Annotated in this window: 16 protein-coding genes and 1 pseudogene; 7 read left to right on the top strand and 10 right to left on the bottom strand. The window is 74.8% G+C overall.

All coding sequences use genetic code 11. The features are described from left to right. The first annotated feature begins 93 nt into the window (after positions 1-93). Entirely contained in the window at positions 94-1,272 is a 1,179-nt protein-coding gene (gene moeZ, locus CRP51_RS05360; protein WP_097229798.1) for an adenylyltransferase/sulfurtransferase MoeZ, read from the top strand. Between the two features lie 142 nt (positions 1,273-1,414). Here moeZ and CRP51_RS05355 read toward each other — a convergent pair whose 3' ends face one another. The 8 genes and pseudogenes from CRP51_RS05355 to CRP51_RS05320 all read right to left on the bottom strand — a co-directional run bounded on the left by CRP51_RS05355 (position 1,415) and on the right by CRP51_RS05320 (position 10,483). Continuing rightward, on the bottom strand, positions 1,415-3,001 hold the full coding sequence (locus CRP51_RS05355; RefSeq protein ID WP_245880376.1) for an alpha/beta hydrolase: 1,587 nt from the start codon (positions 2,999-3,001) through the stop codon (positions 1,415-1,417). A gap of 44 nt (positions 3,002-3,045) precedes the next feature. Beyond that, on the bottom strand, positions 3,046-4,605 hold the full coding sequence (locus CRP51_RS05350; protein ID WP_141514550.1) for an alpha/beta hydrolase: 1,560 nt from the start codon (positions 4,603-4,605) through the stop codon (positions 3,046-3,048). Positions 4,606-4,749: 144 nt separating this feature from the next. After that, positions 4,750-6,348 (bottom strand): alpha/beta hydrolase, encoded by a 1,599-nt coding sequence (locus tag CRP51_RS05345; protein WP_097229796.1) that lies wholly within the window; start codon positions 6,346-6,348, stop codon positions 4,750-4,752. 166 nt (positions 6,349-6,514) lie between these two features. Further along, positions 6,515-7,309 (bottom strand): annotated as a pseudogene (locus tag CRP51_RS05340) (ABC transporter permease); the annotation flags it as partial. A gap of 7 nt (positions 7,310-7,316) precedes the next feature. Next, positions 7,317-8,132, bottom strand: a complete 816-nt coding sequence (gene modA / locus CRP51_RS05335; RefSeq protein ID WP_097229794.1) for a molybdate ABC transporter substrate-binding protein — start codon at positions 8,130-8,132, stop codon at positions 7,317-7,319. Between the two features lie 7 nt (positions 8,133-8,139). Then, a complete protein-coding gene (locus tag CRP51_RS05330; protein WP_097229793.1) occupies positions 8,140-8,541 on the bottom strand; it encodes a TOBE domain-containing protein in 402 nt (133 codons plus the stop codon). 137 nt (positions 8,542-8,678) lie between these two features. Continuing rightward, entirely contained in the window at positions 8,679-9,317 is a 639-nt protein-coding gene (locus tag CRP51_RS05325; protein ID WP_097229914.1) for a response regulator, read from the bottom strand. Continuing rightward, positions 9,314-10,483 (bottom strand): sensor histidine kinase, encoded by a 1,170-nt coding sequence (locus CRP51_RS05320; protein WP_212615829.1) that lies wholly within the window; start codon positions 10,481-10,483, stop codon positions 9,314-9,316. Before CRP51_RS05320 ends, CRP51_RS05325 begins: the two co-directional genes overlap by 4 nt. A 110-nt stretch (positions 10,484-10,593) precedes the next feature. Here CRP51_RS05320 and CRP51_RS05315 point away from each other — a divergent pair, with 110 nt between their 5' ends. Next, positions 10,594-11,355: an ABC transporter ATP-binding protein gene (locus CRP51_RS05315; protein ID WP_097229792.1), complete on the top strand. Its 762-nt coding sequence runs from the start codon at positions 10,594-10,596 to the stop codon at positions 11,353-11,355. Further along, positions 11,352-13,727 (top strand): ABC transporter permease, encoded by a 2,376-nt coding sequence (locus CRP51_RS05310; protein WP_097229791.1) that lies wholly within the window; start codon positions 11,352-11,354, stop codon positions 13,725-13,727. The genes CRP51_RS05315 and CRP51_RS05310 overlap by 4 nt, the downstream gene beginning before the upstream one ends. 596 nt (positions 13,728-14,323) lie before the next feature. Here the strand turns inward: CRP51_RS05310 and CRP51_RS05305 are convergent. Continuing rightward, a complete protein-coding gene (locus tag CRP51_RS05305) occupies positions 14,324-17,005 on the bottom strand; it encodes a lysylphosphatidylglycerol synthase transmembrane domain-containing protein (protein WP_097229790.1) in 2,682 nt (893 codons plus the stop codon). 122 nt (positions 17,006-17,127) lie between these two features. On the opposite strand from CRP51_RS05305, the gene CRP51_RS05300 reads away from it, so the two are divergent. From CRP51_RS05300 to nudC, 4 genes are all read left to right on the top strand, one after another. Continuing rightward, on the top strand, positions 17,128-17,481 hold the full coding sequence (locus CRP51_RS05300; RefSeq protein WP_097229913.1) for an MGMT family protein: 354 nt from the start codon (positions 17,128-17,130) through the stop codon (positions 17,479-17,481). 123 nt (positions 17,482-17,604) lie between these two features. Further along, positions 17,605-20,859: an ATP-dependent helicase gene (locus tag CRP51_RS05295; protein ID WP_097229789.1), complete on the top strand. Its 3,255-nt coding sequence runs from the start codon at positions 17,605-17,607 to the stop codon at positions 20,857-20,859. An 81-nt stretch (positions 20,860-20,940) separates the two neighbouring features. After that, the gene (locus tag CRP51_RS05290; RefSeq protein ID WP_097229788.1) at positions 20,941-24,330 is read left to right on the top strand and encodes an ATP-dependent helicase; all 3,390 of its coding nucleotides are present in this window, start codon (positions 20,941-20,943) and stop codon (positions 24,328-24,330) included. A gap of 10 nt (positions 24,331-24,340) precedes the next feature. Next, positions 24,341-25,288, top strand: coding sequence for an NAD(+) diphosphatase (gene nudC, locus CRP51_RS05285; protein ID WP_097229787.1), 948 nt, complete (start codon positions 24,341-24,343; stop codon positions 25,286-25,288). A 54-nt stretch (positions 25,289-25,342) separates the two neighbouring features. Here nudC and CRP51_RS05280 read toward each other — a convergent pair whose 3' ends face one another. After that, positions 25,343-25,597, bottom strand: coding sequence for a glutaredoxin family protein (locus CRP51_RS05280; RefSeq protein ID WP_097229786.1), 255 nt, complete (start codon positions 25,595-25,597; stop codon positions 25,343-25,345). Positions 25,598-25,750: the final 153 nt, after the last annotated feature.

The raw sequence follows: 25,750 nt of genomic DNA, 5'->3' as shown, positions 1-25,750 counted from the left end.
GTCTCGCGTGCTGGGACCGGGGTCTTGGAATGAGACCGCCCGTGGCAGTGTTGAACGACAGAACGCGTGTCCCTATGACCCTACGGAGTCCCCGTGTCGCTGCCCCCGCTGGTAGAGCCGGCCGCCGAACTAACCGTCGATGAGGTCCGCAGGTACTCCCGCCACCTGATCATCCCCGACGTGGGGATGGCGGGCCAGAAGCGGCTGAAGAACGCCAGGGTGCTCTGCGTGGGCGCCGGCGGCCTCGGTTCCCCCGCGTTGATGTACCTGGCGGCCGCGGGCGTCGGCACGCTGGGGATCGTCGAGTTCGACGAGGTCGACGAGTCGAACCTGCAACGGCAGGTCATCCACAGCCAGGCCGACATCGGCCGCCCGAAGGCGGAGTCGGCGCGGGACACGGTGCTGGGGATCAACCCGAACGTCCGGGTCAACCTGCACCAGGAGCGGCTGGACTCCTCCAACGTGATGGAGGTCTTCGCCGACTACGACCTGATCGTCGACGGCACGGACAACTTCGCCACCCGCTACCTGGTCAACGACGCCTGCGTGCTGCTCGGCAAGCCGTACGTCTGGGGCTCGATCTACCGCTTCGACGGCCAGGCCTCGGTCTTCTGGGCCGAGCACGGACCCTGCTACCGCTGCCTCTACCCGGAGCCCCCGCCGCCCGGCATGGTCCCCTCCTGCGCCGAGGGCGGCGTGCTCGGCGTGCTCTGCGCCTCGATCGGCTCGATCCAGGTCAACGAGGCGATCAAGCTGCTGGCCGGCGTGGGCGACCCGCTGGTGGGGCGGCTGATGGTCTACGACGCCCTGGAGATGAACTACCGCCAGGTCAAGATCCGCAAGGACCCCGACTGCGCGGTCTGCGGCGAGAATCCGACGGTCACCGAGCTGATCGACTACGAGGCGTTCTGCGGCGTGGTCTCCGACGAGGCGCAGGCCGCCGCGCGGGAGTCCACCATCACGCCGGCGCAGCTCAAGGAGTGGATCGACGCCGACGAGAAGATCGACATCATCGACGTCCGGGAGCCCAACGAGTACGAGATCGTCTCGATCCCCGGCGCCCGACTGGTGCCGAAGAACGAGTTCCTGATGGGCGACGCCCTCGGCGACCTGCCGCAGGACCGCCGCATCGTCCTGCACTGCAAGACGGGCGTCCGCTCCGCCGAGGTGCTGGCCGTCCTGAAGGACGCGGGCTTCGCCGACGCGGTCCACGTGGGCGGCGGCGTCATCGGCTGGGTCAACCAGATCGAGCCCGAGAAGCCGGTCTACTGAGCGGAGCCGTCCTCACCGTTCTCACCGGGCTGTTCTCACCGTGGAGCCCACGCGTCTCGCGCGCCGAGACCCGTGGGCTCCCCGCGTCACCGGGCCCCGGGACCGAACGGCCCCGGGCCCCGCGGTGTGTGTCACCCGGCGGTCAGGCCGGGCAGGTGGTGTCGTCGGGCGGGATCTCGCCCTCCAGGAGCCAGGCGTCGACGGCTTCGAGGACGCAGGGGTCCTCGCCGAGGTAGGCGCCGTGGCCCTCGCCTTCCCAGCGGAGGAGGGGCGCGGTCTCGGGGCCGCCCATGGCGTCGCGCATCCGCTCGGCGCCCTCGATCGGGGTGGCCGGGTCGCCGGTGGTGGCGAGGAGGAGCAGGGGTTGGGCGGAGTCGGTGGCGTCGTAGTCCGGCGGGTCGGCCGCCTCGGTCACCGGCCAGTCGGTGCCGCAGCCGCCGAGCGACCAGACCATGTAGGGGCCGAAGACCTCGGACGCCTCGACGAACTCGTCCTCGTGGGACAGGGCCTCCTCCTCGCTCAACCCGCCGGGCTGGTCGGCGCAGCGGATGGCGGTGAACGCGGGCTCCTGGGTGGAGTACTCGCCGGTGGCCGGGTTGCGTTCGTTGTAGAGGTCGCTCAGGAGCAGCAGCAGGTCGCCGGTGCCCTGGTCGCGCACCTCCTGGAGGCCCATGGTCAGGTACTCCCAGGACTCCTCGGAGTAGAGGGTGGAGATGATGCCCGCGAACGCGAGGGTGACCGTCAGGTCGCGGCCCGAGGCGTCCGTGGTGGGGAGCGGGGCGTCCTCCAGGCCGGCGAGGAGGTCGCTGATCCAGAGGCTGCCGGCGGCCGGGTCGTCGCCGGCCGGGCAGTCCGACTGCCGGACGCAGTCTTCCAGATAGTGGTCGAGGGCGCGCTGGAAGCCCATCGCGTTCAGCAGTCCCTGGTGGACCGGGTCGTCGTCCGGGTCGACGACCGCGTCCAGGACGGTGCGGCCGACGCGGTCGGGGAAGAGGTTGGCATAGGTGGCGCCCAGTTGGGTGCCGTAGGAGACGCCGAAGTAGGACAGCGCGTCGTCGCCGAGCACGTGGCGCATCAGGTCGAGGTCACGGGCGGCGTTGGCGGTGGAGACATGGGGCAGCAGATGGCCGGAGTTCTCCTCGCAGGCGGCGATGAACTCGCGTTCCTGCCGCTCCGCGATCTCCCGCTCCTCCTCGGTGTCGGGCAGCGAGCCCAACTCCTGGCTCGCCGCGTCCCGTTCCTCGTCGCTCAGGCAGACGATGCCCTCGCTCTCGCCGACCCCGCGCGGGTCGAAGCTGACCAGGTCGTAGCCGCCCTCGCGCAGCGAGTCGAAGCTCTCGCCGGCGGCCGGCAGGGTGGCGACGCCTGAGCCGCCGGGGCCGCCGAAGTTGAAGACCAGGGAGCCGAGCCGCTCCGTGTCGTCCCCGGCCCGCGCCCTGATCAGCGCCAACTCGATGGTGTCGCCCTCGGGTCGCCCGTAGTCCAGCGGGACCTCCAGGTCCGCGCACTCCCACCCCGCGCCCTCGGCCAGTTCGTCGGGGGGCGCGGTGGCCATCGGGTCCTGGCTGGGCGAGGCCGCGGGGCAGCTGTTCCAGTCGAGGGTCTGGCGGCCCAGCTCGTCCGGCAGTCCCTCGTAGGGGGCGCCGGACTCCGGCGCGCGTTCCTCGGGGCGCTCCGAGGACCCCGAGGTGCAGGCGGCGGTGAGCGCGAGCAACGCGGCCGCGGTCACCGCCCGGGATATGTGTGTCCGCCTCTGTGCCGGCAAATGTCTCATCAGGAGCACACGGTACCGTCGCCCGGCGGGTCGCCGTCCAGGAGTTGGGAGAGCACGGCGTCCCTGACGCAGGGGTCGCCGCTGTTGAAGGCGCCGTGCCCCTCGCCCTCGTAGGTCAGCAGCACCCCGACGCCCGGACCCAGCTCCTCGCGCATCCGCTCGGCGCCGACCCGGGGCGTCGCCGGGTCGCCGGTGGTGGCCAGCAGCAGGATGGGCGCGGCGCCCTCGGCCGCGACCCTGGGCTGGTCGCGTTCCCCGTTGACCGGCCAGTTGGCGCAGGAGAGCAGCCCCCACACCAGGTGCTCGCCGAAGACGGGGGAGGCGTCGACGAACGTGTCGCGCTGCTCGCGCACCGTCTCCAACGTGGGGCGTGAGGCGAAGTCGGCGCAGTTGACGGCGGTGTTGGCCGATCCCAGGTTGCGGTAACGGCCTTCGGCGTCCCGCCCGTTGTACTGCTCGGCGGCGCGCAGCAGCAGGTCGCCCCTGCCGTCCTCGCGGGCCTCGCGGACGGCCTCGCCGAGGAAGTCCCAGGAGCCGCGGGAGTAGAGGCTGGCCAACACCCCCGTGACGGCGAGGTCGTGGGTCAGCCGCCGGCCGGAGTCGGTGGGCAGCGGGTCCTCGCGCAGTGCCTCGAAGAGGTCGGTCAGCGCGGCGTGGCCCTCCTCGCCGGGGCCGCCGACGGGGCAGTCGGGGGAGCGTCCGCACTCCTGGAGGTAGTTGTCCAGGGCGAGTTGGAAGCCCTCGGTCTGGAGCAGCAGGCGTTCGACCTGGTCCCTGGTCGGGTCGACGACGGCGTCCAGGACGGTGCGGCCGACGCGGTCGGGGAAGAGGTGGGCGTGGACGGCGCCCAGCTTGGTGCCGTAGGAGATGCCGAAGTAGTGCAGCTTGTCGTCGCCGAGCACCTGGCGCATCAGGTCCAGGTCGCGGGCCGCGTTGACGGTGCCGACCTGCGCCAGCACCTCGCCGTTGCGTTCCGTGCAGTCGATGGCGTACTCGCGGTTGGCGGTGAGGAACGCGCGCTCCTCCTCGGGGGTGCGCGGCGGGCCCATGGTGTCCTGGGCGGCGGCGTCGATCGCCTCGTCGTCGCGGCAGACCACTCCGGCGGAGTCGCCGACGCCGCGCGGGTCGAAGCTGACCAGGTCGTAGCGTTCCAGCAGGGCCTCGTAGCGGTCGCCCGAGCGCGGCAGGGAGGCGACGCCTGAGCCGCCGGGGCCGCCGAAGTTGAAGACCAGCGAGCCGATCCGGTTCTCCCGGTCCTCGGCCTCGGCCCTGACCATCGCCAACTCGATGGTCTCGCCGTCCGGTTCGGCGTAGTCCAGCGGGACGGTCAACGTGGCGCACCGCCAGGGCTCGCCCGGCGGTCCGCCCGAGCCCTGGAGCGGGGACGGCGCGGGACAGCTCGCCCACTCGGGGCGCTGCGCGGTGAACCGGTCGGGCAGCGGGGGGAGTTCGGCGTCGGCGGGGTCGGAGCCGGTGTCCGGGGGGGTGGTCGGGCCGGCGGAGTCCCCCGGCTCGGCGGACCCGGAGGAGCCCGAGCAGCCGCCGAGCAGCGCCCCCACCAACGCCAGCGGAAGGACGGCGCGTATGCCGCTTCGCGCGCCTCCCCGACTGCCACCCCGACCCATGTGCGGCCCCCTCGCGCTCTCGACGGGCCGCGTGGCACCGGCCCCCTCGACGGAGGCTACCCGTTGCGCGGGCCGCGCTCAGTCGCAGGTGGTGCCGTCGTCGGGAATCTCGCCCTCCACCAGATAGGCGTGGGTGGTGTCCCTGACACAGGAGTTGCCGCCGTTGTACGCGCCGTGTCCCTCGCCCTCGTAGGTCAGCTCGACGGCCACGTCCTCGCCGAGCGCGTCGGCCATCCGCGAGGTGCCCTCGTACGGGGTGGCCGGGTCGCCCGTGGTGCCGATCAGCAGGATCGGCTCCGAGCCGTCGGCCGACACGTCGGGGTGCGCTGCCGCGCCGTCCACCGGCCAGTCGGTGCAGGTCAGCAGCGACCAGGCCATCGGCGGCCCGAAGATCGCCGAGGCGTCCTCGAAGTCGCCCAGCTTCTCGCGCACGTCCTTCTCGTCGTAACGGCGGTCGGAGTCGGCGCAGTTGATCGCCGTGAGGGAGGACTGGAGGGTGGTGTAGGTGCCGTCCGGGTTGCGGCCGTTCATCGCGTCGCCGAGCGCCAGCAGCACCGAGCCGTCGGGCTCCTCCTCGTCGGTCGCGTCCGCGAGGCCCTGGGTCAGATAGGGCCAGAAGTCCTCCGAGTAGAGGGACTGGGCGATGCCCCCGTAGGCCAGCGCCTCGGTCAGCCGGCGGTCGTCGGGGTCCTGGGTGGGCAACGGCTGTTCACGCAGCCGTTCCAGCAGCTCGGCCAGCCGGTCCTCCGCCTCGTCCGGGTCGCCGCCGAGCGGACAGTCGTCCTGGTCGACGCAGTGGTCCAGATAGTTCTCGAGGGCGCGTTGGAACCCCTCGGCCTGCCCCCTCGCGCCCTCCTCCGAGGTGCCGGAGGGGTCGACCACGGCGTCGAAGACCGCGCGACCGACGCGGCGTGGGAAGAGATGGGCGTAGACGCCGCCCAGTTCGGTGCCGTAGGAGATGCCGAAGTAGTACAGCTCGTCGTCGCCGAGCACCCGCCGCATCAGGTCCAGGTCCCGTGCGGTGGCGGTGGTGGTCAGGTGCGGCAGCAGCTCGCCTGAGCGCTCCTCGCAGCCCTCGGTGAACCGCGCCAGCCGGCCGGTGTAGGCGCGTTCCTGTTCGCGGGTCTCGGGGAACAGGTCGGAGGCGAAGTACTCGTCCAGGTCGGCGTCGTCCAGGCAGCGCACGCCCTCGCTGTCGCCGACGCCCCGCGGGTCGAAGCTCACCAGGTCGAAGGAGCGCCGCAACTCGTCGTAGTCCTCGCCGAAGGCGGGCAGCGTCACCACGCCCGAGCCGCCGGGGCCGCCGAAGTTGAAGAACAGCGAACCGATCCGGTCGTCCCCCTCGGCCTCGCTGCGCGCCCTGACCATCGCCAGGTCGATGGTGTCCCCCTCGGGATCGGTGTAGTCCAGCGGCGCGGTCAACGTGGCGCACTCCCACTCGCCGCCGTCCGGCAGCGGGGCGCTCGTCGCCGTGTCGTCGCCCTGCGAACTGTCGGGCGGCGGGCAGGGGCTCCACTCCAGCCGCTGTTCCGTGAACGACTTCGGCAGGTCGTCGGTGTCCCGGGCGCCCTTGCCGGCGGCCGCCGGACGTTCGGCGTCGGCGCTGGCGCCGGCACAGCCGCCCACCAGGGCGCCCGTGGTCAGCAACGCGGGAACGAGCAGGCGGGCTCGGTGCATCAGACGGCTCCCAACGGTCGGCTCCGACCGCTCCATGGTCGACACCGCCGCGCCGCCGCCGCGACCCGGCGGAGGTCAACCGGGTGAGCGGTGCCGGCCTCCGAGAGCGGGCGGGCGGAGCCCGCACGGCCGGCCCGGGGGCTTGGCCCGCCCGTCAACGGCCCGGCTGGAGCGCCCCGACCCACCGGCCGCGCAGCGCGATCAGCACCCCGGCCGCCACCACGAGCAGCAACAGCGAGACGGCGGTCGCGCCCGCCGGGTCCCCCTGGAGCAGCAGATAGACCTTCAACGGCAGGGTCTGCGTCGTGCCCGGCAGATTGCCGGCGAACGTGATCGTCGCGCCGAACTCGCCCAGCGCCCGCGCCCAGCACAGCGCGGCGCCGGCGGCCAGCGCCGGGCGCAGCATCGGCAGCGTCACCAGCCACAGCGTGCGCAGCGGGCCGGCGCCCATGGTGGCCGCCGCCTCCTCGAAGTGCGGTTCGATCCCGCTGAGCGCGCCCTCCAGGCTGATCACCAGGAACGGCATCGCGACGAACGTCGCCGCCACCACGGCGCCCGCGGTGCTGAACGACAGCGTCCACCCGAGCCGTTCGAGGTGCTCGCCCAGCAGCCCCCGCCGGCCGAAGCCCTGCGCGAGCGCCACACCCGCCACGGTCGGCGGCAGCACCATCGGCAGGATCACCAGACAGCGGACCAGCGTTCGGCCCGGGAAGTCCGTCCTCGCCAGCAGCCAGGCCAGCGGCACCCCGAGCAGCAGGGAGAGCAGCAGCGCCCAGCCGGAGACCAGCAGCGAGAGCCGCAGCGCCTCGGTGACCGCCGGCTCGGTCAGCCGGGCGCCGAGATCGCCCCAGGGCGCGTCGACCAGCACCCCGAGCAGCGGCACGGCGAGAAAGGCGACCGCGAGCAGCGCGGGCAGCGCCAGCGCCAGGGGCGGGCGCCGCCGGCGCGCGCCGGGGCTCACGCGCCGCTCACGGCGCGAGGAAGCCGGCCTCGGCGAGCAGGCCCCTGGCGGTCTCCTCGTTGAGCCAGCTGACGAAGTCGGCGGCCTCGTCCGGGTGTTCGGCCTCGTTCAACGTCGCGGCCGGATACTCGGCGAGCACGTTCCGCTCCTCCGGGACCGGCACCGTGTGGACGTCGTCGCCGGCGACGACGGCGTCGGTGGCGTAGACCAGGCCGGCGTCGGCCTCGCCCCACCGCACCTTGCCGAGCACCGCGCGGACGTTGGGCTCCAGGGAGTCCGGTTCGGCCTCGACGCCCTGTTCCCTGAGGATCTGCTGGCCGTAGCGGCCCGCCGGCACCTCCGGCGCGGCCAGCACCAGCCGCAGTCCGGGGTCGTCGAGATCGGCCAACCCCTCGACGTCCGCGGGGTTGTCCGGCGGGGTGATCAGTACCAGCTCGTTGCGGGCGACGGTCTCGGGCTCGCCGGTGAGGCCGGCGGCGCTCGCCATGGTGTCGGTGTCGGCGGTCACCAGCACGTCGGCCGGCGCGCCCCCGTGTAACTGGGCGACCAGCTCCTGCGAGCCGGCGAACGAGAACCGCACCGCGGTGCCCGGGTGCTCCTCCGTGTAGGCGGCGCCCGCCTCCTCGAAGACGTCGGTCAGCGAGGCGGCGGCCAGCACGGTCAGCGTCACCTCGGAGCCGCCGCCGCTGCCGGCGTCGTCACCCGTCGCGCCGCCGTCCGAGCCGCAGCCGGCCAGGACCAGCGCGGCCGGCAGCAGCAGCGCGGCCGGCCGCGGCGGCGCGGGCAGCGTGCGGCGCGTGCGGTGCGTGTGCGTTCGCGGCATCGGGGCCTCACATCCGGTCGACATGGACGCTGGTGGCCTTGACCCGCGCGACGGCCTCCTCGCCGACCGTCAGGCCCAGCTCCTCGACGGCCTCGCGGGTCACCAGCGACACCAGCCGGTGCGGCCCGGCCTGGATCTCCACCTGGGCGGCGACGTCGCCGACGGTGACCTTGGTGACGATCCCGGGGAAGGCGTTGCGCGCGCTGGTGTGCGGCTCGCCGAGGTCGCCGCCGGGCGCGCCCTCGGCGCCCAACGCCACGGCGAACGCGGCGAGATCCTCGCCGGCGACCTGCCGTTTGCCGGCCTCGTCCCGCCGCGTCGGCAGCCGCCCGTTGTCGGCCCACCGCCGAACCGTGTCCGCGCTCACCCCGAGCAGCCGGGCGGCGCGTCCCATGCTGTAGAACCGCATGTGCGGGACGGTACGGGCATGTGGGGCGCATCGGCAAGGCATGACGGCTCTTCTGGCTCGCAACTGCCCGTCGTGGCCTGGTGTCGGCCGCGCCCGTGCGCGGCCCGGGAGGGGGCCTACTCGGCCCGCCCCACGGGTCAGGCGCGCAGATAGGTGAGTACCGCCAGCACCCGCCGGTGGTCGTCCGGGGCCGCCGGGGGCAGGTCGAGCTTCAGCAGGATGCTCGCGATGTGCTTGGCGACCGCGGCCTCCGTGACGAACAGCCGACGGGCGATGGCGGCGTTGGAGCGGCCCTCCGCCATGAACGCGAGGACCTCGCGCTCGCGGGGGGTGAGGCGGGCCAGCGGGTCGCGGCGGCGGGCCAGGAGCTGCCGCACCACCTCGGGGTCGACGACCGTGGCGCCGGCCGCGACCCGGGCCACGGCGTCCGTGAACTCCTCGACGTTCCCCACGCGTTCCTTGAGGAGGTAGCCGGTGCCCGCGCCGTCGTGCCGTTCCCCGAGGAGTTCGTCCGCGAAGGTCTGCTCGACGTACTGGCTGAGCACCAGGACGGCGAGCCCGGGTTGTTCGGCCCGGAGCCGTCGCGCCGCGCGCAGCCCCTCGTCCGTGTGCCCGGGAGGCATACGGACGTCGGCGACGACCAGGTCCGGCCGGTGCTCCCGGGCGGCGGCCAGCAGCGACGGGCCGTCGCCGACGGCGGCGAGGACCCGGTGGCCGAGGCGCTCCAGAAGATGGACGAGGCCCTCGCGCAGGAGCACGGCGTCCTCGGCGATCACGATGCGGACGGGCTGCTGCACGGTATGTCGGCTCTCAGGAGGGTGGGTCCGCCGGGTGGGCTGGACAGGAACATTCTGCCGTCGGCCGCGGCGATCCGGTCGGCGAGGCCGGTGAGGCCGGTGCCACGGGTCGGGTCGGCGCCGCCCGCGCCGTCGTCCTCGATCTCCAGACGCAGCACCTCGTCGTCCAGGCGGGCGGTGACCCGGCAGCGGCCGGCACCGCTGTGCCTGGCGACGTTGGTGAGTGCCTCGGTCGCCACGAAGTAGGCCGTCTCCTCGACCCTCGTCGGCAACCGCCCCGGCACCGCCAGGTCGAGGTCGGCCGGAACGGCGCAACGCCCCGCGACGTCCCGCAACGCCGCGGGCAGCCCCCGTTCCGTGAGGATCTGCGGGTGCACGCCGCGGAGGAACTCCCGCAGCTCGGCCAGCGCCTCACCGGCGAGGGCGTGCGCCTCGCGGACGTCCTTCGCCGCCGTGCTCCCCGGCGGCAGGTCCAGGCCGGCCAGCCCGAGCCTCATGTGCAGGGCGACGAGGCGCTGCTGGGCGCCGTCGTGGAGGTCGCGTTCGATGCGGCGCCGTTCGGCGTCGAAGGCGTCGACCAGCCGGGCCCGCGAGCGGGTGACCTCCCGCAGCCCGCGGTCCCCGGAATCCAGGACCTCCCGGGCGACGGTGCCACGGGCGCCCGCCCAGGCGCCAATGGGGTAAGCGACGACCGGCAGCAGCAGGACGCCGGCGATCGGGCCGGTGACGCTCTGCCAGGTGGCCGCGGTGGGCTGCAGCGGGGACAGCAGCAGTCCGCAGGGGATGCCGAGGGCGAGCAGCAGGACGGCGAGGTCCACCCAGCCGACGGCCAGGACGGAGACGGCTCCGTAGCCGATGGCCCGTCGGCGGCGCGGGGCCCCGCTCCGGTCCCGGTCGACGAGGACCAGGCGGCGGTGTTCGAACACGCCGGAGACTGCGACGGCCCCCGCCACGAGAAGCAGCGCGCAGCACGCCCCGGCCACGCCGCCGGGCGCGGTCAGGACAAGCCCGGCGGCACCGAGGCCGACGGCGACCGTGCACAGGCAGCCGGACAGCAGGTAGAGCGTCGCGCGCCATGGCCAGGCGGTGCGGAGGTAGCCCAGCGGGTTCCGGGCGAGGGCCTCCAGGACGGTACGGGGTTCCACACCGACGACCGTAGGGCGCGCGGGCGCGGGCCGCAGTAGTGCCAGATGGAGTATCGGCTCTCGCACTGGCGCCAGTGTGCCGAGCGGCGCGCTGCCGTTGTCTGGTTCCCATGATCTCCACAGACAGTCCCCGCACGACGGGAGTGGCCGCCGAGCTTCGGGCGGTGACGAGGCGCCACCTCACCGGCGGCGAGCCCGTCACGGCCGTGGACCGGGTGTCCCTGCGCTTCGAGGCCGGAACGGTGACCGCCGTCATGGGCCCCTCGGGCTCCGGCAAGTCGACGCTGCTGCACTGCGCGGCGGGCATCGACCGCCCGACGAGCGGAGAGGTGCTGATCGGCGACACGGAACTCGGCGGGCTCGACGAGCACGCGCTGACCCTGTTGCGCCGTGAGCGCGTCGGCTTCGTCTTCCAGTCGTTCAACCTCGTGCCGGCGCTGACCGCCGCGCAGAACGTCGAGCTGCCCCTGCGGCTCGCCCGACGCCGCCCGGCGGCCGGCGAGGTGGCGGCCGCCCTGGCCGAGGTGGGGCTCGCGGACCGCGCGGGCCACCGGCCCAGCGAGCTGTCCGGTGGGCAGCAGCAGCGGGTCGCCATCGCCCGCGCGATGATCGCCCGGCCCGCCGTCCTCTTCGCGGACGAGCCGACCGGCGCGCTGGACATCCGCGCCTCCCGGACGGTCCTGCGCCTGCTGCGGGAACTCGCGGACCGGCGCGGGCAGACCGTCGTGATGGTCACCCACGACCCGGCCGCCGCCGCCCGCGCGGACCGGGTGGTCCTGCTCGCGGACGGGCGGGTCGCCGAGGAACTCCCCGGCGCCCGCGGCCCGGAGACGATCGCGGCACGCATGGCCGCGCTGGAGGTGGGGGCGTGATCAGCGTGGCGACACTGCGCACGCGCTGGGTCTCCTTCCTGGGGGCCTTCACCGCCGTGACGCTCGGCGTGACCGTGGTGACGTTCAGCGCGCTGATCCTGCTCTCCGGCGGCACCGGGGTCCCCGAACGGCTGGCCGGGGCGCCGATCCTCGTGCACAGCCCGACCGGCGACCAGATCCCGGGGCAGGCCGCCCAGAAGCCCCCGTGGCCCCCGGAGGAAGCGGAGCGGCTGCGCGGGGAACTCGCGGCGATCCCCGGCGTCGAGAACGCCGTGGCGGACCGCTCGTTCTACGCGCAGGCCGAGGGAACCGAGCAGGGCACGGGCGAACGCCAGGGGCACGGCTGGTCGAGCGCGGCGCTCGCCTCCCACGCCCTGACCGCCGGCACGCCGCCCACCGGCGACGACTCCGTCGTCGTCGACCGGGCGCTCGGCCTCGCGCCGGGCGACCGGGTCACCCTCCTGACCGCCCACGGGGCCGAACCGTTCACGGTCTCCGGCACGTTCGACGGCCCCGGCTACTACGTCTCCGACGCGCGGGCCGCCCGCCTCGCCGGCGGCGTCCGGGTCATCGGCCTGCTCTCGGAGCCGGGCACCGACACGGCGGGCATCGCGGCGGAGGCGGAGCGGGTCGTCGGCGGCGACGGGCGGGTCCTCGTCGGCGACGCCCGCGACGCCCTCGTGCCGGAGCGGGACGAGATGACCCGATGGATCGGCAGCCAGGTGCTCACCGCCATGGCCGTCCTCTCCGTCTTCGTCACCGTCTTCGTCGTGGCGTCGACGTTCGCCTTCACCGTCGCCCAACGGCGCCGGGAGATGGCGCTGCTGCGCACCATCGGCGCCACGCCCCGGCAGCTGCGACGGATGCTGTACGGGGAGGCGCTGGCCCTCGGCCTGGTCGGCGCGGCCACGGGCGCGCTGGGGGGCACCCTGCTGGCGCCGGCGCTGGCCGATCTGATGGTCGAGGCGGGCTTCCAGCCGGAGGGCTTCGCGCTCCGCATCCAGCCGTGGGTGCCGCTCGCGGCCTGCGCGCTGGGCCCGTTGATCGCGCTCTCCGGGGTGCGGACGGCGTCCCGACGCGCCTCCCGGGTCGCCCCGCTGGAGGCGATGCGCGAGGCGGTCGTCGAGGAGCGCGCGATGACCCGTGGCCGGTGGCTCGTCGGGCTGGCGGCGACCGCCACGGGCCTTTCGTGCGCCGTGGGCACGGCGTTCGCGGGCCCCGACGGCATGGTGCTTCTCGGTCTCGGCACCGCCATGGGCATGACCGTCGGGCTGACCCTCCTCCTCCCGGCCCTGACCGGGCCGGCGATCGGTGCGCTGACCCGGCCCCTGGCGCGGCGCGCGGGAGCGACCGGGCTACTCGTCCGCGAGAACACGCGCACCGCCGTCCGCCGCACCGCCGCGACCGTCGCGCCGGTGCTCGTCACCGTCGCCTTCACCGTGCTGATCACCAGCGCCGTCCAGACGACCGCCAACGCCGACACCGCGGAACGGACCGCGAGCGTGAACGCCGAAGCGGCACTCGTCCCCGACGGCACACCCGGCCTCTCGGACGCGGCGGTCGGCGACGCGACCGCGACGGCGCTGCTGTCGACGACCGTCTACGGCGGCGAGGGCCGCACCGCGCTGTCGGCGGCCGGGGTCTCCTCCGGGTTCGAGCGGATCTACGGCCAGCCGGCGCCCGGTGCCGGCACGGTGCTCGTCACGGCGGCCGTCGCCGCCGCCCACGGCTGGTCGGAGGGGCACACCGCCACGCTGACCCTTGAGGACGGCCGCACGGCGCGGCCGCGGGTGGCAGCCGTGGTGGACGACTCGCTGCCCTACCAGCTCTTCCTGCCCCGCGAACTGGTGCGCGCCCACGACCCGTCCGCGCTGGCCGACGTCGCCTACCGCACCGACGACACCCCGCTGAGCCCCGCCGCCGCGCTCGGCGCGCGGGAGGTCACGGTGGCGGAGCACGCCGGCTCGGCCGACGCCGAGGAGGACCGCCTCATCCGCGTCTTCACGCTGATCCTCGTCGCCATGACCGCCGGCTACACCGCGATCGCCGTCGCCTCCACCCTGCTGGTGGCCACCCACGACCGGTCCCGCGACTTCCGTGCCCTGCGCCTGGCCGGCGCGACGACCCGCCAGATCCTGACGGCCGTCGCCGGCGAGACGGCCTGTGTCGTCGCGTTCGGGGCGGTCCTGGGGCTGGCGGCGGTCGCGCCGGCCCTGCTCGGGATGGTGCACGGGCTGAGCGCGACCCTCGGCCTCCCGGTGCGGCTGACGGTCGAGTGGCCCTGGGCGCTGGGCGCGGTGGGGGCCTGCCTCCTCGCGGGGCTCGCCGCGAGCCTCCTCCCGGCCCGCACGACGCTGCGCCGTCACGCCTGACGCCTGCGGCGGGGGCTCACGTGCGTGACTTGGGCGCGTGGTCGTCCCCGCCCCGGTGGACGGTTGCTCGCGCCGTTCCCCGCGCCCCTTCACCGCCGGTGGGCGGTTCGGGGGCGCGGTCGACTACTCATGTGCGTGGCCGGGCGGGTCGTCGTCCTCGCCCCGGTGGACGGTTGGCCGCGCCGTTCCCCGCGCCCCTTCATCGCCGGTGGGCGGCTTGGGGGCGCGGGGAACTGCGCGAATGCTGGGTGGCGGGCCGTAGACGACGACGGTGCCGCACTGGCGAGGCGGGTGGTCGCACCGCGCCCCGGTGGACGGTTGGCCGCGCCGTTCCCCGCGCCCCTTCACCGCCGGTGGGCGGCTTGGGGGCGCGGGGAACTGCGCGAATGCTGGGTGGCGGGCCGCAGACGACGACGGTGCCGCACCGGCGAGGCGGGTGGTCGCACCGCACCCCGCGTCGGGTTGGCCGCGCCGTTCCCCGCACCCCCCGGGTGGTTCGGGGGCGCGGGGAACTGCGCGAATGCTGGGTGGCGGGCCGCAGGCGACGACGGTGCCGCACCGGCGAGGCGGGTGGTCGCACCGCACCCCGCCGGAGGCTAGATCGCTTCCTTCCGCGTCAACTGCGTGAACGCCAGCCACCCCGGCAGCACCGGGAGCCAGAAGGTCATCAGCCGGAAGAGCAGCACCGCGCCCAGCGCCACCTGCGGCGGCACGCCGAACGCGCTCAGCCCGGCGCTCAGCGTCAGCTCGATCGCGCCGATGCCGCCCGGCGTCGGCGCCGCCGACCCCAGCGCGTTCCCCGCGAGGAAGACCACCGCGATCGTCGGATAGCTCAGCTCCCAGCCGAAGGCCCGCAGCGAGGCGTCCAGGCACATCACGAACGCCAGCGTCATCAGCAGCATCCCGCCGATGCCGGCCAGCAGCTTCTTCGGCCGCTGCACCACGTCGAGCATCCGGGGGACCACCCCGGCGAAGAGGGTGCGCACCCGCTCCAGTATCGCCTTGCGCAGCGTCGGCACCGCCGTGACGATCAACGCCGCGACCGCGACCGTCAACAGCCCGGCGATCACCGTGCGGTCCTGCGGGAGGTTGGGCGTGTGCTCGGTGCCGGTCAGATAGCCGAACGTCAGCAGCAGCAGCACATGGCTGGAGAGCCCGAACAGCTGCGAGGCGCCGACGCTGGCCACCGCGTGGCCGGGGCGCAGCCCCTGCCGTTGCAAAAAGCGGGCGTTGAGCGCCGCGCCGCCGATCGCGGCCGGCGCGACCAGCTTCACGAAGGAGCCGGCGACCTGCGCCAGCACCGTGCGCGGGTAGTTGACCTTCTCGGGGACGAAGCCCAGCAGGCTGATCGCCGCCGCGAAGTAGGTCAGCGCCGAGAAGCCGGCGGCGACGATGACCCAGCCCCAGTTGGCGTCGTCCCAGACCCGTTGGAACTCCGGGTTGATCAGCTGGCTGGTCAGGAAGTACCCGGCGAAGACGGCGGCGATGAGGCTGACCAGCGTCCGGGGTCTGATGCGCTCGATCCGGGCGGGCTCTATCGGCGCCTGCGGCCTGATGAGCAGGACCTGCTGACGGATCAGGGACAGCAGGTCGGCCTCCCTGGCGTTCTCCAGGGCCTCGTCCATCACCTGCTTCTCGGCCTGCTTGGCCGCCTTGACCGTCTTGCGGTCCGCGTTCTCCGGGAGGCTGCCGCGCGCCTCGCGGTAGGCGCGGGTGGCGTCCAGCACGGCCTGCCGCTCGCGCTGGGAGCGTTCCCTGGCCAGCTGCCGCAGCGTCGACCGGGTGGCCCGGCTCAGCGCGATCGGCTGGAGCAGCGGCAGGCTGTCCGCGACCGCGTCCGGCCCGAGCACCGTCACCGCCGCCGCCACCGCGCGCTCGGCGCCGACCCGCAGCCCGAACGTGGTCAGCAGTTGCGCGACGTCCATGCGCAGCAGCAGGTCGCCCGCCGCGATCTCCCCGCCGCGCAGGCTGGTCAGGTAGACCGTGCCGTCCCGGTCGACCAGCAGCGACCTGCCGTCCAGCCTGCGGTGGGCGATCCGGCGCGACTGGAGCGCCGTCACCTGCCGCCAGGCCGTCTCCATCAGCTCGTCGGAGACCTCGTCGTCCGGCAACGAGTCCAGGTCGCGGCCCGGGATGTGCTCGTAGACCAGCATCACCGCGTCGGGCCCCAGCTCCGAGGTGGCGATCAGCTTGGGCGCGTTGGCCCCGGCGGCGATCGCCGCGTACGCCAGCAGCGCCTCCTGCTCCAGGGCCTGCCGCAGCGAGGGCAGGCTGCGCCGCTGGGTGATGCCGCGCAGCGCCAGCCGGCGCCAGGCGCGGTAGAAGAAGCCGCTCGCCTGCTGCTGACGGTCCCGCACCGTCACGTCCAGCGGCGGCCCGGACTCCAGCGTCACCAGATAGCGGCGGGTCGGCGCGTTGGCCCCCCGGTCCCGCTCCCGTTCGCGGGTCTCGGGGGGCTCATCGGCGCGCAGCGCGCTGACCGGCCGGAAGCCGACGTGGCGCAGCCCGGCGAGCAACTGGTGCCCGGTGGCCCGCACGTTGGGCGAGCCGACGGCGTACAGCGTGGCGTAGGCGACGGTCCAGCCGATCAGCACGGTGACCGCGACGGAGAACGGCGTGGTGTACCCGGCGACCAGCACCGCCACCGCGTCCAGCGTCACCACCGACCACATGACCAGCCGCCAGCCCGGCCGGTGCGTCATCCCGACGGCGGTTGCGTAGGCGATGACCGGCGCCAGGTAACCGTGGACCGGCTCGGTCAGCCCGCCGCCCGCCGGGGCGTCCCTGATCAGCGCGTCCTGCATGGACTGCGGGGCCATCCGGGCGACCCAGAGGCTGAACGAGAGCGAGATCCCGTGCGCCAGCACGGCCGCCAGCACCCCGTCCGCGATCCGCAACCCGTCCCTGCGGATCAGCCGTTCGATGGCGAAGGCCATCGGCACGATCAGCACCGCGACGGCGGAGGCGAAGCCGGCGAAGTCGATCAGCAGCGAGGGCGCCTGCTGGGAGCCCTTGTCCACGTCGCGCTCGATGCCCTCGGTGGTGCCGATGGCGAACGTCGCCACCGCCAGCAGCGCGCCGATCGCCAGCAGCCCCAGCAGGGTCCGCAGCAGATCCGCCGGCCGGTGCACGCGCGCGGTGAGAATCGGCTCGTCGACCTCGACCAGGTCGCTCCTGGTCGGGTCGGCGCGTTGCAGTGCCTCAAGCGGCGGCGCCTGGTCCGGCTGCTCCGCCGCCCGCTCCGCTCGTTCTTCCTCGCCCCGTATCACTGGCCGCATCCCTGAAAACGATCTCGCGCTGGAGCGACTACCACCGACCAGCTCTCCCCCGTACGGGGACGATACTGGCACGAGTCACTGACAGCGCGGTGGGCTTGGTGAGATACGGCACCATGGGCGGCATGAGGCCCGCCACCCAGGCGGCGGAGCACGAGCCGCCGCACCGCCTGTCCGACTACGCCGACGAGGTGCTCACCGTCGTCGAACGCATCCCCGAGGGCGGCGCCCTCACCTACGGCGACATCGCCGGCGTGGTGGGCAGGGGAGGACCCCGCCAGGTGGGAACGGTGCTGGCCCGTTACGGCGGCGCGGTGCCCTGGTGGCGCGTGGTGCGCGCGGACGGGCGCCCGGCGCCCGGACTCGAACAGCGCGCGCTGGAGCACTACCGCGCGGAGTCCACGCCGCTGCGCCCCGGCCGGGACGGCGGCACGGTCCGCGTCGACCTGCGGCGGGCGCGCCGGACCGAGTCCGGGTGAGGCGGCGGAACACGGGGGTCTTCCGACCGGACGGGCGCGGTCGCGGCCGGCTTCCCTCGCGAAACCCGGCGCCCCGCCCACCGACTGGCGTACCGTCGACCCCAACCTCCACGAGAATCCGCGATGCACGTGAGCCTCTCCGTCCCGTCCACTGACCGGCCGCCCGCCCCGGGAGCGTACCGACTGGTGCGCACCCCGGCCCTCGACGCACGCGACACCGCTGGGGACGCGAGCCAGCGCGCCGTGGTTGACCATCCCGGCGGTCCGCTGCTGGTGCTCGCCGGCCCCGGCACCGGCAAGACGACCACCCTGGTGGCCGCCGTCGCGCGCCGGGTGCGCGCCGGGGCCGACCCCGAACGGCAGCTGGTCCTCACCTTCAGCCGCAAGGCCGCCGTGGAGCTGCGCGACAGGCTCACCGCCGAGCTGGGCGGGCGCGCGCCGCAGGCGACCACGTTCCACTCGTTCGCGTACGCCCTGGTCCGTGCCCACCAGGACCGGGAGCTGTTCGCCGAGCCGCTGCGGCTGCTCTCCGGCCCCGAGCAGGACCTCTATCTGCGGGAACTGCTCGCCGGGCACCAGGAGTTGGAACGCTCGGGGCGCGGCCCGCGCTGGCCGGCCGAGCTGCGCTCCTGCCTGACCACCCGCGGCTTCGCGGACGAGCTGCGTGCCGTGCTGGCCCGCAGCAGGGAGCTGGGGCTCGACCCGGAGACGCTGGGCGAGTTCGCCCGCCGCACCGGGCGCCGGGACTGGGAGGTGGCCGCCGAGTTCCTCGCCGAGTATCTCGACGTCACCCAGGCGCAGGGCGTGCTGGACTACACCGAGCTGCTGCGGGACGCCGTCCGGCTGGCCGAGCGGCCCGAGCACCTGGCGGCCGTCCGTTCCCGCTACGACGCGGTCTTCGTCGACGAGTACCAGGACACCGACCCGGCGCAGGCCGCGCTGTTGCGGGCGCTCGCGGGCGACGGCCGCGACCTGGTCGTCTTCGGCGACCCCGACCAGTCGATCTACGCGTTCCGCGGCGCCGACCTCAACGGCATCCTCGGCTTCCGCGACACCTTCCGCACGGCGGCCGGCGACCCGGCGCCCGTGCTGGCGCTGCGGGTGGCGCGCCGCTCGGGCGCCGGGCTGCTGGCCGCGACGCGGACGCTGGCCTCCCGGATGCCGCTCACCCGGCTGCCGGCCGAGGTGCTGCGCCAGCACCGCGCGCCCCGACCGGCTCGCGAGGGCGGCCGGGTCGAGGTCTTCACCTGCCCCTCGCCGGGCGCGGAGCTGGCCAACATCGCCGACCTGCTGCGCCGCGCCCACCTGGAGGACGGGGTGCCCTGGGGCGAGATGGCCGTCCTGGTCCGCGCCGGCCAGCACACCATCCCGGCCGTCCGCCGCGCCCTGACCTCGGCCGGCGTGCCGCTCGAGGTCGACGGCGACGACCTGCCGCTGCGCCAGGAGCCGGCGGTGGCGCCGCTGCTGACCGCGCTGCGGGTGGTCGCCGAGCCGGGCGAGGGCACCGCCCTCGACCCGGAGACGGCGTCCCGGCTGCTCACCTCGCCGCTCGGCGGGATGGACGCCGCCGACCTGCGCCGCCTCGGCCGCGCGCTGCGCGAGGAGGAACGGGCGGCGGTCGGCGGCCCGGCGCAGCCCTCGGACGTGCTGCTGGCGCGGGCGCTGGCCGAGCCGGAGCGACTGGTCACCCACGACCCGACCTACGCGTCCGGCGCCCAGCGCCTCGGCCAACTGCTGCGCAAGGCACGTGAGTCGCTGGCCGGCGGCGGCACCGCGGAAGAGGCGCTGTGGCTGCTGTGGGACGGCACGGGCTGGCCGCACCGGCTGGAGCGCGCCGCCCGGCGCGGCGGCGCGGCCGGGCGTAACGCCGACCGCGATCTGGACGCCGTCTGCGCGCTGTTCGAGGCGGCGGCGCGCGCCGAGGAGCGCATCGGCGGCCGGGGGGCGCTCAACTTCCTGGCCGAGCTGGAGGCGCACGACATCCTCGCCGACACGCTCGGGGCGCGCGCCGCCCGGCCGGACGCCGTGCGGCTGATGACCGCGCACCGCGCCAAGGGCCTGGAGTGGTCCCTGGTGGTGATCGCCGGGGTGCAGGAGGGCGGCTGGCCCGACCTGCGGCGCCGCGGCTCGCTGTTGGAGGCGGACCGCATCGGCAGGGACGGGCTCGCCGAGCCGCTGAGCCCCGCCGCGCTGCTCGCCGAGGAACGGCGGCTGTTCTACGTGGCGGCCACCCGCGCCAGGGACCGGCTGGTGGTCACGGCGGTCAGGGGGGCGGACGACGGGGAGCAGCCCTCCCGTTTCCTCAACGAACTGGGTGTCGAACCGGTCGAGTTGAGCACCCGCCCGCCGCGCCCGCTGTCGTTGACCGCGCTGATCGCCGAGCTGCGCGCCACCACGGTCGACCCGGACGCCTCGCCCGCGCTGCGCGCCGCCGCCGCCGAGCGGCTCGCCCGGCTGGCCGCGCTCGCCGACGACGACGGGCACCCGTTGGCGCCGGCGGCGCACCCGGAGCGCTGGTGGGGGCTGCGCGAGACCACGCGCTCCGAGGCGCCGCTGCGTGACCCCGAGCGCCCCGTGGCGCTCACCGGCAGCGCGCTCGACCAACTGGTCAATACCTGTTCGCTCCAGTGGTTTCTCGGCCGGGAGGCGCACGCCGACGGCCCGCCCAGCACCGCGCAGGGCTTCGGCAACGTGCTGCACGTCCTCGCCGACGAGGTCGCCTCCGGCACCAGCCCGGCCGACCTCTCGGTGCTGATGGCGCGGCTCGACACGGTCTGGGACTCGCTCGCCTTCGAGGCGCCCTGGCAGTCGCGGCGGGAGCAGGCGGAGGCCAGGGCCGCGTTGGAACGCTTCCTCCGCTGGCACGTGCTGCGCGCCGACACCGGGGCCGAACCGGTCGCCAGCGAACGCGACTTCGAGGTCACCCTGCCCGCCGGCCCGCACGAGGTGCGGATCAGGGGCGTGCTGGACCGGGTGGAGCGCGACGCGGAGGGGCGCGCCTATGTCGTCGACTTCAAGACCGGCAAGGGCCGACCGACCGCCGAACAGGTCACCCACCATCCGCAGCTGGCCGTTTACCAGTTGGCCGTCCGGCACGACGAGTCGCTGGCCGGGCCCGACGTCGAGGCGGCCGGCGCCGCCCTGGTCCATCTGCGGCAGGGCGCCGCCCGCAAGGACGGCGGGGAGTCGCTGCCCGCCGTCCAGCACCAGGAGCCGCTGGCCGAGGCGTCGACGAACTGGGTCGGCGAGCTGCTCGCGGAGGCCGCGGGCCGGGTCCTGGACGAACGCTTCGCCCCGCGCACCGGGAACCACTGCGGCTCCTGCGCGTTCCGCGGCGCCTGCGCCTCCCGGCCCGAGGGGCGCCAGACCGTCGAGTAGCCGGCCGGGCGGCCGGTCGCGGTGCCCGGGGCCCGTGCCGCGCGCGGGCGGCTGTCGGTGGGGGCGACTACCCTCACTCGGGTGCCCGCGCGACTCACGGGTCCCGAGCAGCTCGCCGAGTTGCTCGGCGTCCCCTTCACCCCAGAGCAGCTGGCCTGTGTCACCGCGCCACCGGTGCCGCAGGCCGTGGTCGCGGGCGCCGGTTCCGGCAAGACCACGGTGATGGCCGCGCGGGTCGTCTGGCTGGCCGGCACCGGACAGGTCGCCCCCGAGCGGGTGTTGGGCCTCACGTTCACCAACAAGGCGGCGGCCGAGCTCGCCGAGCGGGTGCGCGCCGCCCTGGCGAGGGCCCGCATCGACACCTCCGAGTCCGGCGAGCCGACCATCTCGACCTACCACGCGTTCGCCGGGCGGCTGCTGAGCGAGCACGGGCTGCGGCTCGGCGTGGAGCCCTCCTCCCGGCTGCTGGCCGACGCCGGACGCTTCCAACTGGCCGCCGAGGTGCTGCGCGGAGCGCCCGCCGACTTCGAGCCGCCCGAGGCCGGGTTCACCACCCTGGTGAGTGATCTCGTCGCGCTCGACGGCGAGTTGTCCGAGCATCTGGTGACGCCCGAGCGGCTGCGCGCCTTCGACGGCGAGCTGCTGGCCGAGCTGGAGACGGCGAGGCTGACCAACGCGGCGCTGCGCCAGGTGCCGAAGGCCGCCGCCGGGCGGCTGGCGCTGCTGGAGCGCGTCGAGGAGTACCGCGCCCGCAAGCGCGCCCGCGACCTGCTGGACTTCGGCGACCAGATCGCGCTCGCGGCCCGGCTCGCCACCGAGCGCCCCGAGGTCGGGCGCCTGCTGCGCGAGCAGTTCGGGGTGGTGCTGCTCGACGAGTACCAGGACACCTCCGTCGCGCAACGGATGCTGCTCGCCGGGCTCTTCGGCTCCGGCAGCGGCCACCCGGTCACCGCGGTCGGCGACCCCTGCCAGGCCATCTACGGCTGGCGCGGCGCCTCCGTGGCGAACCTGGACGACTTCCCCGAGCACTTCGCCGACGCCGCCGGCCGCCCCGCCGCCGTGCTCACCCTCAGCGAGAACCGCCGCAGCGGCGGCCGGCTGCTGGCCCTCGCCAACGAGCTGGCCGCGCCGCTGCGCGAACGCCACCCCGCCGTCCGCCCGCTGCGCCCGGCCGGCGGCGCCGAGCGGGACGGGCTGGTGCGCTGCGCGCTGCTGGAGACCCACGCCGAGGAGCTAGGCTGGCTGGCCGACTCCGTCGCCCACCTGGTGGACACGGGCACCGCGCCCGGCGAGATCGCCGTGCTCTGCCGCACCGCGGGCGACTTCCCGCTGATCCAGGCCGAGCTGGTGGCCCGCGGGGTGCCTGTCGAGGTGGTCGGGCTCTCCGGGCTGCTCCATCTTCCCGAGGTCTCCGACCTGGTCGCCGTCTGCCAGGTCCTCGCCGACCCCACGGCCAACGCGGCCCTCGTCCGCCTGCTGACCGGCCCGCGCTGGCGGATCGGCCCCCGCGACCTGGCGCTGCTCGGCCGCCGCGCGCGGCTGCTGGTGCGGCGGGCGGGCGGCGCGGAGGAGGGCGACGAGGAGGCGGCGGCGCTGGCCCGGCTGGCCGACGCGGTCGCCGGTACCGACCCGGCGGAGGTGGTCTCGCTGGCCGACGCGCTGGACACCTTCGTCGGCGGCGGCGGGGAGCAGCCGGGCTTCGCCGAGCCGGACGACCGGCTGCCGTTCTCCCCGCAGGCGCGGGTCCGCTTCGCCCATCTGGCTGCCGAGCTGCGGGAGTTGCGCCGTTCGCTGGCCGACCCGCTGATGGACACGCTGCACCGGGTGCTCGGCGCCACCGGCCTTGAGGTGGAGCTGGCGGCCTCGCCGCAGGCGCTGGCCGCGCGGCGCCGGGAGACGCTGGGCGCGTTCCTCGACGTGGCGGCCGGCTTCGCCGCCGGCCGGGCCGGCACCGCCGTGCAGGGGGAGGCCACCCTGCCCGCCTTTCTCGCCTTTCTGCGGGCCGCCGAGGAGTACGACCGTGGCCTCGACGGTTCGCTGCCCAGCGGGGGCGACGCGGTCCAGGTGCTCACCGCGCACAAGGCCAAGGGCCTGGAGTGGGACGTGGTCGCGCTGCCGGGGCTGTGCGCCGGCGTCTTTCCCGGCGCCCGCGCCAGAGACTCCTGGCTGCGCCAGTCCAGGACCCTGCCGCACCCGCTGCGCGGCGACGCGGAGACCCTGCCGGCGACCCCGGAGTGGACCTCGGCCGGGCTGAAGGCCCACGGGGTGGAGTCCGCCGCGCAGTTGGAGCTGGAGGAGCTGCGGCTCGGCTATGTCGCGTTCACCAGGCCGCGCCGGCTGCTGCTCGGCTCGGGCCACTGGTGGGGGCCGAGCCAGAAGCGGCCGCGCGGCCCGTCGGCGTTCCTCGAAGCGCTGCGCGCGCACTGCGAGGCCGGCGCCGACCACGGGGAGGTGGAGCACTGGGCCGACCCACCGGAGGAGGACACGGAGAACCCGGCGCTGACGGCGGCGCGGGAGGCCGAGCCGACCTGGCCGCTGCCGCTGGACCCGGCGGCGCTGGCCCGCCGCCGCGCCGCCGCCCGCGCGGTCCTCGCCCGCCTGGGCACCCCGCCGGGGCAGCGGAACGAAGAGGACCCGCCGGGGCAGCGCCACGAAGGGGACCCCCCGGGGCAGCGCCACGGGGAGGAGGACGTCGCGGCGGAGCCCGTTCCCGCCCGGGACGCGGCCGAGGACGAGCTGACCCCCGAGGAGCGGCGGACGGTCGCCTCCTGGGACCGCGACCTGCCCGTGCTCGCGGAAGAGCTGCGTCAGGCCAGGTCAGGGGTGCGGGAGGTGCGGCTGCCGCTGTCGCTCACCGCGACCCAGGTGCAGCGGCTGGCGTCCGACCCGGACGGCTTCGCCCGCGAGCTGGCCCGGCCGATGCCGCGCCCGCCGCAGCCGGCGGCCCGCCGGGGCACCCGGTTCCACGCCTGGGTGCAGTCCAGTTTCGAGACATTGCCGCTGCCCCTGCTCGGCCCCGACGAGCTGCCGGGCGGCGACCCGGGGGAGGACGCCGAGATCCGCGACGAGGAGGAGCTGGCCGCGCTGAAGGAGGCGTTCAGCCGCACCCCGTACGCGCGCCGCCGTCCCTACCGGATCGAGGCGCCGTTCCAGCTCCAGCTCGCGGGACGGGTGATCAGGGGGCGGATCGACGCCGTCTACCGGGTGCCGGAGCGGCCGGGCAGGCCCACGCCCCGCTTCGAGGTCATCGACTGGAAGACGGCCCGCCGCCAGGAGGCCGACCCGCTCCAGCTCGCCATCTACCGGCTCGCCTGGGCCGAACGCCACCAGCTGCCGTTGAGCGAGGTCAGCGCAGCTTTCCTCTATGTGCGCAGCGGCGAGCTGGTGCGCCCCAGCGTGCTCCCGGGGCGCCGTGGCCTGGAACGGCTGCTGACGGGGGAGGACGCCTGGGAGCTCAACGATCCCGGTTAGGCTTTCGGGTATGAGTACCACCCCGGCCAGCCAGGACAGCGTCGTCCAGCCGATCCCCCTCACCGCGACCGGAGGCATCGACCGGGACTCCGGTCACCGTCTCGACGAGGCGTGGCTGGGAGCCGCGTGGAGCCACCCCAGCACCCGGGTCTTCGTGGTGTCCGGCGGACAGGCGCTCATCGAGGAGTCCCCGGACGGCCGCACCGAGCTGGTGATGATGCCGTCCTTCGACGCCCCCCTCACGGAGGCCCACCGCTACTTCCTGGGCACCGACGAGGAGGGCGTCCGTTACTTCGCCCTCCAGAAGGACGCCCTGCCGGGGCGGATGGACGACGCGGCCCGCCCGGCCGGGCTCCGCGAGGCGGCCGCCCTGCTCTCGGACCGGGACAGCGAGCTGATGGTGCACGCGGTCGCCCTGGAGAACTGGCAGCGGCTGCACCGCTTCTGCTCCCGCTGCGGCGAACGCACGGTGATCGCGGCGGCCGGCCATGTGCGCCGCTGCCAGGCGTGCGGTGCCGAGCACTACCCGCGCACCGACCCGGCCGTGATCATGCTGGTCCTCGACGACGACGACCGGGCGCTGCTCGGCCGGCAACTGCACTGGCCCAAGGGTCGGTTCTCCACCCTGGCGGGCTTCGTCGAGCCGGGGGAGTCGATCGAGCGCGCGGTGGTCAGGGAGGTCGCCGAGGAGGTCGGTGTGACCGTCGGCGAGGTCACCTACCAGGCCAGCCAGCCCTGGCCTTTCCCCTCAAGCCTGATGCTGGGCTTCGTCGCGCGCGCCACGACCACCGAGGTCACCGTGGACGGCGAGGAGATCGAGGAGGCCCGCTGGTTCTCCCGGGACGACCTGCGGGAGGCCATGGAGTCGGGCGAGGTGCTGGCCCCGTCCGGGGTCTCCATCGCCTCCCGGCTGGTCGAGCAGTGGTACGGCAAGCCGCTGGTCAGCTCGCTCTGGTGAGCTGGTGAGCTGGTGAACTGACGAGTCCGGACGGCCCCGCGGCCGACCGGCCGGTCAGGCGGCCAGGGCCTTCTTCACCTCGTTGAGCGAGGGGTTGGTCATGGTCGTCTCGGCACCGCTCTCGCCGACGACCACGAGCGTGGGGACCGTCCTGTTGCCGTCGTTGGCCTTTTCCACCAGGGCCACGGCCTCCGGGTCCTGCTCGATGTCGACCTCGGTGAACTCGATGCCCTCGCGGCCCATCTGGCTCTTCAAACGGCGGCAGTAACCACACCAGGTGGTGCTGTACATCGTCACTGTGCCCTGCATCGTCCGACTCCTTCGCGAGATGACCTGCGGTGCGTTCCTGCGGTGCGTTCCTGCGGTGGTTGAGGTGGGGACCGGTCCGCGCCCCGCGTGGGAGGAACGTCCGGAGCGGTACGAGGAATTCCACCGGCTGTGGACAACCCGAAGCGCGTCTCC

The organism is Streptomyces zhaozhouensis (genome assembly GCF_900230195.1).
GTDB classification, from domain to species: domain Bacteria; phylum Actinomycetota; class Actinomycetes; order Streptomycetales; family Streptomycetaceae; genus Streptomyces; species Streptomyces zhaozhouensis.
This window is presented reverse-complemented; position numbering and strand designations above follow the sequence as displayed.